This is a genomic window from Pseudomonas promysalinigenes, assembly GCF_014269025.2.
Classification (GTDB): Bacteria; Pseudomonadota; Gammaproteobacteria; order Pseudomonadales; family Pseudomonadaceae; genus Aquipseudomonas; species Aquipseudomonas promysalinigenes.
This window is the reverse complement of the sequence record NZ_CP077094.1, coordinates 2,154,469-2,169,477: the sequence shown is the minus strand read 5'-3', so window position 1 is coordinate 2,169,477 and position 15,009 is coordinate 2,154,469. Positions and strand designations below refer to the sequence as shown.

Sequence of the window (15,009 nt, the reverse complement as noted above, 5' to 3'; positions counted from 1 at the left end):
TTGAAGAAGAACGTTCTTATCATTGGTGCAGGAGGTGTCGCCAAGGTGGTGGCCCACAAGTGCGCGCAGCATAACGACGAACTGGGTCGTATCGCCATCGCGTCACGGAACATCTCCAAATGCCAGGCCATCATCGACAGCGTCAAGGCCAAGGGTAGCCTGAAGGTACCCGCCGACATCCAGGCCTTTTCGCTCAATGCCCTCGATGTCGAGGCGACCAAGGCACTGATCCGCGAGACCGAGTCGCAGATCGTGATCAACGTAGGTTCCGCCTTCCTCAACATGTCGGTGCTGCGTGCCTGCATCGATACCGGTGTCGCCTATCTGGACACCGCCATCCACGAAGAGCCGGGCAAGATCTGCGAGACCCCGCCGTGGTACGGCAACTACGAGTGGAAACACCTCGAAGAGTGCCAACAAAAGAACATTACCGCCATTCTCGGCGTCGGTTTCGACCCGGGTGTGGTGAACAGCTACGCAAAACTTGCGCAGCAGCAATATTTCGACAGCATTGACTCGATCGACATTCTCGACGTCAACGCAGGCTCCCACGGCAAGTACTTCGCCACCAACTTTGACCCGGAAATCAACTTCCGTGAATTCACCGGGCAAGTCTGGAGCTGGCAGAACAGCCAGTGGACCAGCAACACCATGTTCGAAGTCAAGCGTACCGATGACCTGCCGGTAGTCGGCTCGCAAAACCTGTACCTGACCGGCCACGATGAGGTGCATTCGATCTCGAAGAACCTCAATGTGCCGAATGTGCGGTTTTGGATGAGCTTCGGCGAGCACTACATCAACGTGTTCACCGTGCTGAAAAACCTCGGCCTGCTCTCCGAGCAACCGGTCAAAACCGCCGAAGGCCTGGAAGTGGTACCGCTGAAAGTAGTCAAAGCCGTGCTGCCTGACCCAGCTTCGCTGGCCCCGGGCTACACCGGCAAGACCTGCATCGGTGACCTGGTCAAAGGCACCAAGGACGGTAAGCCACGCGAAGTGTTCATCTACAACGTTGCTGACCACGAAGAGGCCTACGCTGAAACCGACAGCCAGGGTATTTCCTACACTGCCGGTGTACCCCCTGTGGCGGCAGCTCTGCTGGTTGCCCGTGGCCAGTGGGATGCCAAGCGCATGGTCAACGTCGAGGAGCTGCCAGCCGAGCCTTTCCTGAAGGCGCTGGACGTGATGGGCCTGCCGACCCGTGTGAAAGACGAAAATGGCGATCGTCCATGGGACGCTGAAGCCTAAACGGTCAGACACCAGGGGCGCCCACAGGGCGCCCCTTCTCTATTGAGTGTTCGCGCACATACCTTTCGTAGGCTACCCCTTGCAAAAGCCAGGCTCTGCAAATACTGTATGAATATTCAGTATCTCGGGGCACGCCATGCAGCTCATCGCCAAACTCGGTATTCTCGCCGACGCCGCCAAGTATGATGCCTCTTGCGCCAGTAGCGGGGCGCCAAAGCGCAGCTCGCGCGGCAGCAGTGGCCTAGGGGCTACCGATGGCATGGGTATCTGCCACAGCTACACCCCTGATGGTCGCTGTGTTTCGTTACTCAAGGTGCTGCTCACCAACTTCTGCCTGTACGACTGCCAGTACTGCGTCAACCGCCGTTCGAGCAATGTGCCCAGAGCCCGCTTCAGCCCTGAAGAGGTGGTACGCCTGACCCTGGACTTCTACCGGCGCAACTGCATCAGCGGCCTGTTCTTGAGCTCCGGCATCATTCGTTCCGCTGACTACACCATGGAGCAGTTGATCCGCGTGGCGCGCCTGCTGCGTGAGGAGCACAACTTCCGTGGCTACATCCACCTCAAGACCATCCCCGATGCCGACCCTCTGTTGATCGAAGAAGCCGGTCGGTTGGCCGACCGACTCAGCGTCAATATCGAGTTGCCGACCGATGCCAGCCTCAAGCGCCTGGCGCCGGAAAAACAGGCTCACACCATTCGCCAGGCCATGGGTGTGATTCATCAGGGCCAGCAAGCAGTAGCGGGTGAACCGAAGGCCCCACGCTTTACCCCAGCCGGGCAGAGTACTCAGGTGATCGTCGGTGCCGACAGCACCGACGACAGCACGTTGCTGCGCAACGCCGAGTCCCTGTATCAGGGCTTTGGCCTCAAGCGGGTGTATTACTCGGCCTTCAGCCCGATCCCTGACAGCCCTGGCAGTGTTCCCCTGGCCGCACCGCCACTGCTGCGCGAACACCGTTTGTATCAAGCCGATTTCCTGCTGCGCGGTTATGGCTACAAAGCCGGAGAATTGCTCGGCCAGGCCGGCAACCTGGCGCTGGACATCGACCCCAAGTTGGCCTGGGCACTGGCCAATCGGGAGGTGTTTCCGCTGGACGTGAACCGCGCTGAACCAGCGCTGCTGGCACGCATCCCCGGCATAGGCTTGCGCAGCGTACAGCGGCTGGTAGCCCTGCGCCGTGAGCGACGGGTGCGCTACGACGACCTGATTCAATTGCGCTGCGTGCTGGACAAGGCGCGGCCATTCATCGTCACCAGCGACTACCGCCCCGCCGATGGGGAATTGCGCAGCGGCCTGCTTCGGGCGCGTTTGCGCGAACCTCAGGCACCGGTGCAGATGGGGTTGTGGGGGTGATCGCGCTCGATTGCGATGGGCAGTTCGGCATCTGGCGTAACCAGGCCCGTACCCTGCTCGGCCATGGCATCGACCCTGCCAACGTGACCTGGGCCCAAGGCCCAACTCAAGATTTACTGGCCTTACCCATACCACTGCCCGAGGGCCCTGGCCCATTCCGCGCCAAGGTGCCAGCCGCGTTGTTGACGCAATTGGAGCAAGCCTCACGCTACCGCGGCGAGCAACGCTGGAACTTGTTGTACGAAGTGCTTTGGCGCGTCGCCCATGGCGACCGTACCGCAATGCTGGCCGGTGACCGCCTGGGTAGCGAATTGCAGCGGCGGATCAAGCAGGTCAGTAGAGAAGCGCATCACCTGCATGCGTTCGTGCGCTTCGTGCCCTTGCCAGACCCGTTGGCCGAAACCCTGCAATTGGATTTGGTGGCGTATCACGAGCCTGCTCACGACATTCTGGAAAGCGCCAGCGGGCACTTCGCCGACCGCCTGGGCACCCAGCGTTGGTTGATTGCAACGCCTCAGGACGGTATTCGCTTCGATGGTCAGGGCTTCGATTACCGGCGGCGCTGCCCTATCGACTGGCAACAATGGGCGCAACACGCTGAAGACCCAGGTGCGCAGCTTTGGTGTACCTACTATCGGCACACCTTCAACCCGGCCAGGCTCAATCCCGATGCACTGCGTCTGCACATGCCTGGGCGATTCTGGCGGCATTTGCCCGAGGGTATGCTGATTCCTCAGCTAGAGGGCCTGGCGCGGCAAGGCAAGCAGCGTGATGGGCAGGCGCTGGAGGTGGCTAGCCAACAAGGCAAGACGATTAAGCTTTCCAGCGAGTTGTGAAAATTTTGTAATGGATTTGGCATACCACCTTCCCATGTAGCGACACATCCTGAGAGAATTACTGCTAATCATTCTCATGTTTAATTACATTAGCAGTACTCAGGAGCCTATCCACCATGCTGTCGCCCCTCGCGCCCACGCGCCCCCTGCCCGCCCGCAACTTGCTCGCCATGGCCGTGTGCATGGCCATCGCCTCACCGGTGCTGGCCGAAGACGCCCCCGCAACGCTAGAGCTTGGCGCAACAGAAATCAGCTCCGAGACACTGGGCAGCACTACGGAAGGCTCGGGTTCTTACACCACCGGCTCCATGTCCACCGCTACTAAATTACCGCTGAGCATGCGTGAGACACCCCAGGCAGTGACGGTGATCACTCGCCAGCGCATGGATGACCAGGCCATGACCAGTATCAACGACGTGGTCAGAGCGACCCCTGGCCTGTTTCTCGATTACTCCAGCGGCCCTGGCCGACAGACCTACTCGGCGCGTGGCTTCGACATCGACAACCTCATGTACGATGGCATCCCCAGTGGCTATACCGGCTACGTGGTCGGGGTACAACCGAACCTGGCAATGTTCGATCGGGTCGAGGTCGTGCGCGGTGCAACTGGCCTGGTCACTGGTGCCGGTAACCCGTCGGCGGCGATCAACCTGGTACGCAAGCGTCCACTGGCCGAGCAGAAGGTCACCCTCACTGGCGCTGCCGGCAGTTGGGACAACTACCGCGGCGAGCTGGATGCCTCCAGCCCGCTCAACGACAGCGGCACCCTGCGTGGGCGAGTGGTTGCATCCTACCGGGACGCCAACAGCTTCGTTGACGACGTCGAAGAAGACCACGGTCTTTTCTATGCCGTGACCGAGGCGGATCTGTCCGATGACACCAGCCTGCTGCTGGGTTTTTCCCATCAAAAGGACAAGACCAATTACTTCTGGGGCGCAATGCCCACTGCCCTCGATGGCCACCACATGGGCTTCTCGCGCTCCTACAACCCCGGCACCGATTGGGAGAACAAGGACCAGCAGATCGACACCCTGTTCGCCGAATTGCGCCATCGCCTGGCCAATGACTGGACGCTTCAGCTCAACGCCAACTATGCGCAACAGGATGGCACCTTCACAGGTTCCTACCAGTCGCGCTGGGATGGCCTGCAGGCGCCCATCTCGCGCACGGTGTACCAATCCAAGCACCAGGAGAACCAGACGGGCCTGGATGGTTTCCTCAGTGGCCCCTTCGAGCTGCTGGGGCGAACCCACGAACTGGTGGTCGGTGCCAGCAAACGCATCTACGACATGGACACGCGCAACTATGACCCTTACGACCTGAGTTGGCCGCTCAACGGCAGCAAGCCAAACTTCGTACATATCAGCAACCAACGCGAAGTCACCACCCAGGACGGCGTGTACCTGACGACTCGGCTGAATTTGGCCGACCCGCTCAAACTGATTCTTGGCGGCCGCCTGGACTGGTACGACTACGATAATCGCGACGGCGACGGCGACTACAAGGTCACCCGCAACGTCACCAAATACGCTGGCTTGATTTACGACCTCGACGACCATCACTCGGTGTATGTCAGCTACAGCGACATCTTTACCCCGCAGAGCAGCAAGGACACCTCTGGCACACCCGTCAAACCGATCGTGGGCAAGAACTACGAGGTCGGTATCAAGGGCGAATATTTTGGCGGCGCGCTCAATGCCAGTGTTGCCCTGTTCCGCATCGACCAGGAAAACCGTGCCACGCAGATCTTCGTCGCAAATTGCCCGCAAACCACTTGCTACCAAGCTTCCGGCGAGGTCCGCAGCCAGGGTATCGACATGGAACTGCAAGGCGCCCTGACACCGAACTGGCAGATCGCAGGCGGCTACACCTACGCACGCGTGCACACCCTCAAAGACGCCGCCACCCCCGCCAATGTCAATCAGCGGTTTGACACCGACACCCCGGAGCACATGTTCAAGCTGAACACCGTTTACCATTTCCAGGGCCCGCTGGAAAAACTGCGGGTCGGCGGCAACATTTCGTGGCAGAGCCGCATCTATAACGACTTCACCGTAGCCGATGGCAGTCAGTACCGACTGGTTCAGGGTGCTTATGCAGTCACTGACCTGATGGCCGGCTACCGGGTCAACCAGCATCTGGACCTGCAGCTCAATGCCAACAACGTGTTTGATCGCAAGTACTACTCGGCGGTTGCCAGCTCCGTGGACTATGGCGGCGACACATGGGGCGCACCGCGCAATATGATGCTGACGGCCAAGTACAGCTTCTGAGCAAGCGCCTGACGACACCGGCCAGGCCGGTGCTCGCAGGCTGCCTCAAGCCGGAACGTTCAGCCGAACAGCTTGGCCAGGCAACCCAGCTTTTTCTTGTATGAGCGCCTGGCTGCCAGGGCATCCTCCAGGGTCACCGCCAGGAATCGCGCCTGCTGGTTTGGCTGCATCTGCCCAATCAGATCCAGGTCGGCACTGATCACCGTGCCGATCATCGCATAGCCACCGCCGGACACAGCATCGCGGTGCAGGATGATCGGCTCAAGCCCCGCCGGGACCTGAATAGAGCCTATCGGGTAGCAGCTATCGACGATGTTCGAAGGGTCCGAGCCGGCTCCGAAAGGTTGTTCGCGGGCTTGGAAGCTCAGCGCGCCCCCGCCCTTGTAGCGATAGCCTATCCGATCGGCTTCCGAACCCACGGTCCAGGCATCGGTGAAAAAGCGCTTGGCCGCCGCCTCGGTCAGGCGGTGAAAGTACAGCCCCGGCACCACCCGCAACAGCACTTCGCCACCCAATGCCTGGCGCAACGCCATCGGCAGACTGGCCCCGGCACGGCCCCTGCCACTGGGCACACCTACCGGCAGAAGATCGCCCGCCGCCAGCTTGCGCCCGTGAAAGCCACCCAGCCCGCCAAGGGCGTAGGTCGAACGGCTGCCCAGCGCCATCGGCACATCAATGCCCCCGGCCACTGCCAGGTAAGCCCGCGCACCTGCCGCGGGGTAGCTAAAGCGCAGTACCTGCCCGGCACGCACGGCAAAAGCGGTGTCTGGGCGCTGTTCCCGGTCATCGAGTAGCACCGGCATTTGCGCGCCGCAGACCGCGACCAAGGCATCTTGCTGAAATTCCAGCTCCGGCCCCACCAAGGCACACTCCAGGCCCGCCGCGTCTGGCGGGTTGCCGACCAGGTGGTTGGCGGCCTGCAATGCATACTGGTCCAGCGCGCCAGAAGGCGGTATGCCGAGGTGATAGTAACCTTCGCGGCCCAGGTCCTGTACCGAGGTGGCCAACCCGGGTTTGATGACCTTGATCATGCCAACACCTCCTGCAGCGACTTGGGGTAGCCGACAGGGTCGGCAAGAAATGCATCCAGAGAGAACTCCACCGGGCGTATGCGCAAGTCGAAACGACCGTCTTCCACATCCGCCACGGCCTGGTCATAGGCCCGGCGGTCGATAGGCTTGAACTGCACGATATCCCCCGGGCGGAAGAACACCATGTGCTCTTTGAGGTAGGCCAGTGACTGCTGCGGGTCATAGATCGGCGCCGGGGTTACGCCGAACATCTGGTAGCCCCCGGCGCCACGTACCGAATAGATGCAGCCGAAACAGCCGCCATGGCCCAGGGTCAGCTTGGGTGTGTCGGTACGCGGACGCAGGTACTTTGGCACCTGCAACTGCCGCTCACGCTCCACCATCTGGAACATGAACGGCAAGCCGGCAACGAATCCCACCATCGACACGAACCACGGCGCGCCACTGTGCGCAGCGACGAAGGCCTCGACGTTGGCCAGCCCATTGATGCGGGCAGCGTACTCCAGGTCGGTGCTGTCGGGGTCCTGGTGACGATCACGGAAGCGCATCAGCGTCTCGTGGGTCCAAGGGTCGTTGTACAGCACCGGGATCTCGATGATCCGAGTGCTCAGCGAGCGCTCGGTAACAGCTTGGGCCTCTGCGCTTCGAACTGCTTCGAGCAAGGCGTGGGGGGCGATGCGATCGGGGTCGAACCGCACCTGGAACGACGCGTTGGCCAGGCAGATGTCCAGCACGCCTTCCAGTGCCATACGTTCCACTGCACGGGTCACCGCCATACCTTTGAAAAAGGCTTCCAGCGACATGCTGTCGCTGACTTCGGCGAACAGGTGCTCGTCGGCACCGAAGCTGTAGCGGATCGGGGAAGTCGCCATGTCTGCTCCTTGTTGGAATCTTTATCGACGGCAGGCAAAACAATGCGGTGCTGCGGGCCTTGGCGTCTTCGCGCCAGCAGCCAATCAAGCTCGGTGCGGTGCACGCACCTCGATACCTGCAGCGTCCAGCGCAGCGCGAGTGGCTTCGATCAGGTCGAGCGCTCCGGGGGTGTCGCTATGCAGGCAGATCGACTCGAATTCGACGGTCAGATCTTGGCCCTCCACGGTTTGCACACGCCGCTGCTGACATGCCCGCAGCACTCGCTCGGCAACCCTTTGTGGCTGATAGCCGCTTACGTTGCGGGTAAATACGATCGAGCCACTGAGGTCGTATTCGCGGTCTGCGTAGAACTCCCGCACGACCGGTTGGCCGAGCTCTTGGGCGATGCGGCAGATCACCGAGCCTGGCATGCAGTACAGCAACAAGTCAGGCGCCAGCACCTGCAGGTTTTCCACCAGCAGGCGTGCCGCCTCCTCGTCACGGGCCAGATGCATGTACAGCGCGCCATGGGGCTTGATGTGCTGCAGGCGCACGCCCTGTGCCCAGGCGATTTCGCGCAGGGCGCCAAGCTGATAAAGGATATCGTCGACCAGCTCTTGAGCCGGTGCGTTGATATGCCGGCGACCGAAACCCACCAGGTCGCGGAAACCAGGATGCGCGCCCACCCCAACACCCAGCGCCTTGGCCCGCGCAACCGTGCGCCGCATGGTCCCGGGGTCACCGGCATGAAAGCCAGTGGCGATGTTGGCCGAGCTGATGAATCCCATCAGTTCGTTATCGACACCATCGCCGATCGTCCAAGGCCCGAAGCCCTCGCCCATATCAGAATTGAAATCCACTACACGCATCGCGCTACCCCTGGCTTGTGACGGCATGCCAGCCACGTTAGATTCTGCCTGCCCCCTTGGGAAGATCTATAAACAGATGGGGTGTCTTCTGAAAATCAGATACCCAGGAGCCCACCGTGTCTCTCACGCTACGCCAGGTACGTTACTTCGTTGCCACTGCCGAGATTGGCCAGATCTCCCAGGCAGCGATACACCTCAATATCTCCCAGTCGGCGATCACCACTGCGATCAAGGAATTGGAAGCCATGCTGGGTGTGCTGTTATTTCAGCGCTCGGCCCAAGGCATGAGCCTGACCGAGGCCGGCCGGCACTTTCTCAACCGCGCCTACGTGATCCTGCGCAGCGTCGACGATGCCCTGAACAGTCCGCTACCCAACGTGCGCGCCAGTGGCCTTCTGCACCTTGCGGCAAGCTATACGGTCATCGGCTACTTTCTGCCGCACCATTTGCAGCGCCTGGAGCACTGGCACCCGGACGTGGAGCTCAAGGTTCACGAGCAGGAGCGCAGCGCCATCGAGCAAGGGCTGCTGGAGGGACGTTTCGACATGGCAGTGGTGCTCACCGCCAACCTCACCCATCCGGATATCGTCTCCGAGACCCTGTTCAATTCCGAGCGCCGGCTGTGGCTGCCCGGCCATCATCCGCTGTGTGAGCGGTCGGCAGTGAGCTTGGCCGACGTGGCCCAGCAGCCGTTCATTCTGCTCACTGTCGATGAGGCCGAACAAAGCGCCATGCGCTATTGGCAGCAGGCCGGGCAGCGACCGAATGTGCGGGTACGCACAAGCTCGGTGGAAGCGGTACGCAGCATGGTGGCCAATGGCAGCGGCGTGGCGATCCTTTCCGATCTGGTGCACCGCCCCTGGTCGCTGGAAGGCAAGCGGATCGAAACGGTGTCCATCTCCGACCCGGTGACGCCTATGAGTGTGGGCCTTGCCTGGCACCGCGAACGCGCATTCAGCCCGGCGATGCAAGCACTGCGCGATTACTTCCGCGATGCTTTCCTGGCACCGCAGCAACATGCAGCCAGGCGCTGAAACGCCTGACCAACCCACGCAGCCGATGGCCCGGTACAAGTCTCACTCGGCCTTGGTCTGCTCGGCCAGCTTGGCCAGCAGTGCCTTAGCCAGTGCCTTGTCGGAGAAAGGGTTTTGCCCGGTGATCAGTTCTCGATCCACCTGCACGTGCGGCTGCCAGGCCTGGGCGTAGCTCATCGCCCCACCGGCACCGGCCATGGCCGCGGCGGGGTAGAAAAGCAGCTTCTGCGGTTTGAGGGATGCCTCGAACACCTGCTCTTCAGCGTCGGAGAAGATGGTCATGCGGTAGCCTTGATAGGCCCAGTCCTCAGCCACCGGTTGCTCGCCACGCGCCAGGGCGGCCTGATAGCTGGCAGGGTCTCGTTGCGCCGACAACAATGCGATTGGCCCGTGGCAAATGGCAGCCGTGGCTTTTCCGGCCTGGTGGAAGTGGCGCAGTAAAGCCCCGACCTCTGGGTTGTTGGCCAGATCGATCAGCGGCGCGTGGCCGCCGGGAATGAACAAACCGGCGTAGCGGTCGAGGTCGCCAGCCAGCACTTCTTTGAGCGACAGAGTGTCGTCGATGCCCGGCAGCCCCCGCACGAGTTGCTCGATGCGCCGCATTTCTTTGACGTCCCCGGCAAAATACTGCGGATCCACCGAGCGTACGTCCACGCTCGGCGCGTTGCCTTTAGGCGTCACTAGCACCAGCTTATAGCCAGCTTTGAGCAACTGGTCAGCAGGGACGCCAAATTCGTTGAGGTAATAGCCTGTGGGATAGCGCTTGCCACCCTCCAGCATCAACCGGTTTTCACTGGACAGCAGAACCAGCACTTCGCCTTTGGGTGCCGCGTGTGCGCCGCCGGCAAGCACTGCTGCGGTTATTGCCAGGCCCAGGGTGGGGATGCTTTTCATCATGTGCTACCTATTCACTTGGATTCAGTAGGCGCAGTCTAAACAGAGCGCTAAGATTCGATAATTCGAAACCCTTCATCTCTGTAATCCAAATAATGAATATCGCCGGCAAGGATCTGAACCTACTGTATTTGTTCCATGTGCTCTATCAGGAACGCAACGCCACGATGGCTGCAGCCCGCATGGCCTTGAGCCAACCCGCATTGAGCCACAAGCTGAACAAGCTTCGACATCAGTTCGGCGACCCGCTTTTTGTGCGTGCCCCCCGTGGCCTTACCGCCACGCCGCGTGCCCACGAACTTGCTTCCCAGGTGCAGCAGCTGGTCGAGGGGCTGGCCACCTTCTATGAGCAATGCGAGGGCCAGGACTTCTTGGCCCGCCCTGCACGTTTGCACGTCTACAGCACCGACTTCATGGAGCAGACCCTGCTGCCTCGGCTGCTGCCGGTGCTGCGGCAGTCAGCGCCAAACCTGGTGCTGGTGACCCACAATACGGGGGGCCAATTGCCCCGAGAAGCGCTGGAGAAGGGCACCTGCGATGTGGCCATCGCGGGCTTCTACACCGACCTGCCTGACACCTTCCATCAGCAGCGCCTGCTCAGCGAGGACTTCGTGGTGCTGGCATCGCGCAGCAACCCTCACCTTGCCCAAGGCCTGGATCTCAAAGCCTTTCTGGCCTGTGATCATCTACTGACCACGCTCACTGGCGATCTTGATGGCCTGGTGGACCGCGCCTTGCGCGCTGCCGGGCACAGCCGTCGCATAGTGGCCGGGTTGTCGAGCTTCCTCGCACCGACACGGCTGGTGCGCGGTACCGACCTACTGCTCACCTGCCTGCGCTCGGTGGCGCAAGAAGCTGCCGAGCGGGACGATGATGTGTGTATCCACCCGCTGCCTCTGGTGCTGCCCAAGGTCGAGGTGATGCAGATCTGGCATGAGCGCACCCAGGCCGATCCTTTGCGCAAATGGTTTCGCCAACAGCTGTACAGCGCAGCCACGGCTGATGCCAAACCGAACGATACGTTTGAGTTACCGTCATAACTTGGGCCGGTGCCGCCACGCAAAGAGGACGCGAAATGACCCAGCCCGACCCGTCTTACCTCCAATGGCTAGAAGAACGTTCCATGTTGAAAGCCTCGCAGGAACGCGCTCGCCTTTATTCCGGCCAGTCGCGCCTGTGGCAGAACCCTTACGCCGAAGCGCAGCCACGCCGCGCCACTGAGATCGCTTCGGTGTGGCTGACCGTTTACCCCGACGCCATCATCGCGCCAGAGGGCTGCTCGGTATTGGCAGCCCTTGGCCACCCTGCCCTGTGGAAACGCCTTTCAGAGATTGGCGTGCAAGGCATCCACACTGGGCCGATCAAGCAGTCCGGTGGTGTGCAGGGGCATGAGTTCACCCCCAGCATCGACGGCAACTTCGACCGCATCAGCTTTGACATCGACCCGCTTTACGGCAATGAGCAAGAGCTGGTGCAGATGAGCCGCCTGGCGGCGGCGCACAACGCCGTGACCATCGATGACCTGATCCCCTCGCACACCGGCAAGGGTGCCGATTTCCGCCTGGCCGAGCTGGCTTACGGGGCCTATCCAGGCCTCTACCACATGGTCGAGATCAATGAGGAAGACTGGCCGCTGCTGCCTGATGTGCCCCAGGGGCGGGATGCGGTCAACCTGTTACCGGCGCAGTGCGACGAACTGAAGCTGCGCCACTACATCGTCGGCCAGTTGCAACGGGTGATTTTCTTCGAGCCAGGGGTCAAGGAAACCGACTGGAGCGCTACCCCACCGATCACAGGCGTAGACGGCAAGACTCGGCGCTGGGTATACCTGCACTATTTCAAGGAAGGCCAGCCGTCATTGAACTGGCTGGACCCAAGCTTCGCCGCCCAGCAAATGATCATCGGCGATGCCCTGCACGCACTCGACTGCCTGGGCGCCAGAGGCTTGCGCCTGGATGCCAATGGTTTTCTCGGCGTGGAAACCCGAGCTGCCGGCAGCGCTTGGTCCGAAAGCCACCCGCTGTCGATCGTCGGCAACCAGCTCATCGGTGGCATGATCCGCAAGGCAGGTGGCTTCAGCTTCCAGGAGTTGAACCTGACCCTGGACGATATCGCGCAAATGTCCAAAGGCGGCGCCGATCTGTCTTACGACTTCATCACGCGCCCGGCCTATCAGCATGCGCTGCTGACCGGCGATACCGAATTCCTGCGCTTGATGCTCAAGGAAATGCACGCATTCGGTATCGACCCCGCGTCGCTGATCCATGCCCTGCAAAACCATGACGAGTTGACGGTAGAGTTGGTGCACTTCTGGACGCTGCACGCCAACGACATGTACCTGTACAAGGGCCAGACCTTGCCGGGCAGCATACTGCGCGAGCATATCCGCGAGGAAATCTATGAGCGCCTGTCGGGTGAACATGCCCCCTATAACCTGCGCTTTGTCACCAACGGCATTTCCTGCACCACCGCCAGCCTGATCACGGCCGCCTTGGGGCTGCGCGACATCGAGCAACTCAGTGCGCAAGATATCGCCAAGGTGCAGAAAATTCACCTGCTACTGGTGATGTACAACGCCATGCAACCGGGCGTGGTCGCGCTGTCGGGCTGGGACATGGTCGGCGCCTTGCCGCTACCACCGGAGGCGGTCGCCGAGCGAATGGGTGACGGTGACACCCGCTGGATCCACCGCGGCGGCTACGACCTGGCAGGGCTCGACCCTCAGGCCGAACAATCGGTGCGCGGCATGCCGCGTGCCCGCGCCCTGTATGGCAGCCTCGACAGCCAGCTCGAAGACCCAGGCTCGTTCGCCAGCCAGGTGAAGAAAATGCTGGCCGTGCGCCAGGCCTATGGCATCGCCACCAGCCGTCAGGTGTTGGTGCCCGAGGTCAGCAGCCCTGGCCTGCTGGTGATGGTGCACGAACTGCCGTCTGGGCGTGGCATCCAGATCAGCGCCTTGAACTTCGGCCAGGATGTGATCGCCGAGGAGCTTGAGCTGACCGGCTTCACCCCGGGCCCGGTGGTCGACATGATCAACGAGACTGTAGAGGGCGACCTGACCGAAGATGGCCGCTTGATGATCAACCTGGACCCTTATGAAGCACTGTGCCTGAGGATCGTCAACAGCAGCGGCCATGTCTGAACCGTCCTGCGGCCCCTTCGCCGTGCACCCAGGATGGTGCTGCCGGCGAAGGGGGCGGCACGGGTTGCTTGCATTTGCAGCGCCACGGGCATAGTTTCCTGATGCTTTCCCTTCAGAGCCCAGGAGCAACCCATGTACACCGGCATCGTCCAGGCCGTGCGCCCTCTGCTTGATGTGACCTGCTATCCGGGCCACAACCAGTTCACCATCGACCTGCCCCCCGAATTGCTTGATGAACTGAAGATCGGCGCCAGCGTCAGTGTCGAGGGTACCTGCCTGTCGGTGACGGAAATCGACGGCAGCCGGGTCAAGTTCGATGCCATGAACGCGACCCTGGAACGCACCAACCTGGGCTCGCTCAAAGCAGGCCAGGGTGTGAACATCGAACGCTCAGCGAAGATGAACGCCGAAGTCGGCGGCCACCTGATGGCCGGGCACATTGCGACCACGGCACAGATCGTCGAGCTGTCGATCAAGGAGACTGGCGCTTACATCAAGTTCCGCATGCCTGCAGAGTGGGCCAAGTACGTGTTCCCGCGTGGTTTCATCGGGGTCAATGGCTGCAGCCTGACCGTCGCCGACATTGACGATAACGTGGTGACGATCAACCTCATTCCCGAAACCCTGCGCCAGACCACCTTCGCCCGTTACAAGCCCGGCGAGCTGCTGAACATCGAGGTAGACCAGCCGACCATGGTCCTGGTCGATGTGGTGGAGCGCACCCTTCAAGGCACCTTGGCCCGACTAAAACTGCTGCCCTGAGGCCAACCGATGCTGCCCAATGCCCTTCCCGCCCGCACAGCCAGGCACCTTCGCCTGCAGGTGTTGCGCGGTCGCGTTGGCCTTGGCCTGGTGGCCGGGCTGTCGGTACTGGCCGGCATGACCGACGCCATTGGCTTGCTGGCGCTTGGCGACTTCGTGTCGTTCATGAGTGGCAATACCACACGTCTGGCGGTAGCCATCAGCGAGGCGGACCTGGCCCTGGTGTTGCGCCTGAGCGCTGCCGTATTGGGCTTCGTGGCAGGCAACGCACTGGGGGTGCTGCTGGCCAGAGGCTTCGGCCGGCGAGCCTGGCCGGTGCTGGCGATAGTGGCCGGGCTGTTGGCGTGGGCGGCGGTTTGGCCGTTTGCCGCTACCTTCCCAGCGCTGCTGGCGGCTACGTTGGCGATGGGCATGATCAATGCCGTAGTCGAACAGGTCAACGGCCTGCCCATTGGGCTTACTTATGTGACTGGCGCGCTGTCGCGTTTTGGCAGGGGCCTGGGGCGTTGGCTGCTGGGCGAGCGCCGCGATGGCTGGAGGGTTCAATTGGTACCGTGGGCCGGCATGCTGCTGGGCGCAGCCCTAGGGGCCTGGCTGCAACAACGTTTGGGGCTTCAGGCGCTGGCAGGCAGCGCGGCGCTGGCCTGCCTGCTGGCGCTGATATCGCGGTTCATCCCACGTTCGTGGCAGCGCGGTTACATGCCGCGCTGAGCC

At 61.6% G+C, this 15,009-nt stretch carries 13 protein-coding genes; 9 read left to right on the top strand and 4 right to left on the bottom strand.

Annotated elements, in window-relative coordinates; genetic code table 11:
• The 4 genes from HU725_RS09880 to HU725_RS09865 all read left to right on the top strand — a co-directional run bounded on the left by HU725_RS09880 (position 1) and on the right by HU725_RS09865 (position 5,711).
• Complete coding sequence (locus HU725_RS09880; protein WP_060476586.1) at positions 1–1,245, top strand: saccharopine dehydrogenase family protein; 1,245 nt, start codon at positions 1–3, stop codon at positions 1,243–1,245.
• 136 nt (positions 1,246–1,381) lie between these two features.
• The gene (locus tag HU725_RS09875) at positions 1,382–2,602 is read left to right on the top strand and encodes a putative DNA modification/repair radical SAM protein (RefSeq protein ID WP_186477066.1); all 1,221 of its coding nucleotides are present in this window, start codon (positions 1,382–1,384) and stop codon (positions 2,600–2,602) included.
• Entirely contained in the window at positions 2,593–3,438 is an 846-nt protein-coding gene (locus HU725_RS09870; protein WP_186477065.1) for a TIGR03915 family putative DNA repair protein, read from the top strand. The genes HU725_RS09875 and HU725_RS09870 overlap by 10 nt, the downstream gene beginning before the upstream one ends.
• A gap of 116 nt (positions 3,439–3,554) precedes the next feature.
• Positions 3,555–5,711 carry a TonB-dependent siderophore receptor gene (locus tag HU725_RS09865; RefSeq protein WP_186477064.1) on the top strand — a complete coding sequence of 719 codons (2,157 nt, stop codon included), beginning with the start codon at positions 3,555–3,557 and terminating at the stop codon, positions 5,709–5,711.
• Positions 5,712–5,770: 59 nt separating this feature from the next.
• On the opposite strand, the gene HU725_RS09860 is transcribed toward HU725_RS09865, so the two are convergent.
• The 3 genes from HU725_RS09860 to HU725_RS09850 form a co-directional block, all read right to left on the bottom strand.
• The gene (locus HU725_RS09860; RefSeq protein ID WP_186477063.1) at positions 5,771–6,742 is read right to left on the bottom strand and encodes a 5-oxoprolinase subunit C family protein; all 972 of its coding nucleotides are present in this window, start codon (positions 6,740–6,742) and stop codon (positions 5,771–5,773) included.
• Complete coding sequence (locus HU725_RS09855; protein ID WP_186477062.1) at positions 6,739–7,614, bottom strand: 5-oxoprolinase subunit B family protein; 876 nt, start codon at positions 7,612–7,614, stop codon at positions 6,739–6,741. Before HU725_RS09855 ends, HU725_RS09860 begins: the two co-directional genes overlap by 4 nt.
• A gap of 84 nt (positions 7,615–7,698) precedes the next feature.
• The gene (locus HU725_RS09850) at positions 7,699–8,463 is read right to left on the bottom strand and encodes a 5-oxoprolinase subunit PxpA (protein WP_186477061.1); all 765 of its coding nucleotides are present in this window, start codon (positions 8,461–8,463) and stop codon (positions 7,699–7,701) included.
• A gap of 116 nt (positions 8,464–8,579) precedes the next feature.
• On the opposite strand from HU725_RS09850, the gene HU725_RS09845 reads away from it, so the two are divergent.
• Complete coding sequence (locus tag HU725_RS09845; RefSeq protein WP_060476593.1) at positions 8,580–9,497, top strand: LysR family transcriptional regulator; 918 nt, start codon at positions 8,580–8,582, stop codon at positions 9,495–9,497.
• Positions 9,498–9,539: 42 nt separating this feature from the next.
• On the opposite strand, the gene HU725_RS09840 is transcribed toward HU725_RS09845, so the two are convergent.
• Complete coding sequence (locus tag HU725_RS09840; RefSeq protein WP_186477060.1) at positions 9,540–10,391, bottom strand: type 1 glutamine amidotransferase domain-containing protein; 852 nt, start codon at positions 10,389–10,391, stop codon at positions 9,540–9,542.
• 95 nt (positions 10,392–10,486) lie between these two features.
• Between HU725_RS09840 and HU725_RS09835 the strand changes: the two genes are divergently transcribed.
• From HU725_RS09835 to HU725_RS09820, 4 genes are all read left to right on the top strand, one after another.
• The gene (locus tag HU725_RS09835) at positions 10,487–11,431 is read left to right on the top strand and encodes a LysR family transcriptional regulator (RefSeq protein ID WP_186477059.1); all 945 of its coding nucleotides are present in this window, start codon (positions 10,487–10,489) and stop codon (positions 11,429–11,431) included.
• Between the two features lie 35 nt (positions 11,432–11,466).
• Entirely contained in the window at positions 11,467–13,533 is a 2,067-nt protein-coding gene (gene treS, locus HU725_RS09830; protein ID WP_186477058.1) for a maltose alpha-D-glucosyltransferase, read from the top strand.
• Positions 13,534–13,665: 132 nt separating this feature from the next.
• The gene (locus HU725_RS09825; protein ID WP_186477057.1) at positions 13,666–14,295 is read left to right on the top strand and encodes a riboflavin synthase subunit alpha; all 630 of its coding nucleotides are present in this window, start codon (positions 13,666–13,668) and stop codon (positions 14,293–14,295) included.
• A gap of 9 nt (positions 14,296–14,304) precedes the next feature.
• Positions 14,305–15,006 carry a YoaK family protein gene (locus HU725_RS09820; protein WP_186477056.1) on the top strand — a complete coding sequence of 234 codons (702 nt, stop codon included), beginning with the start codon at positions 14,305–14,307 and terminating at the stop codon, positions 15,004–15,006.
• Positions 15,007–15,009 lie beyond the last annotated feature (3 nt).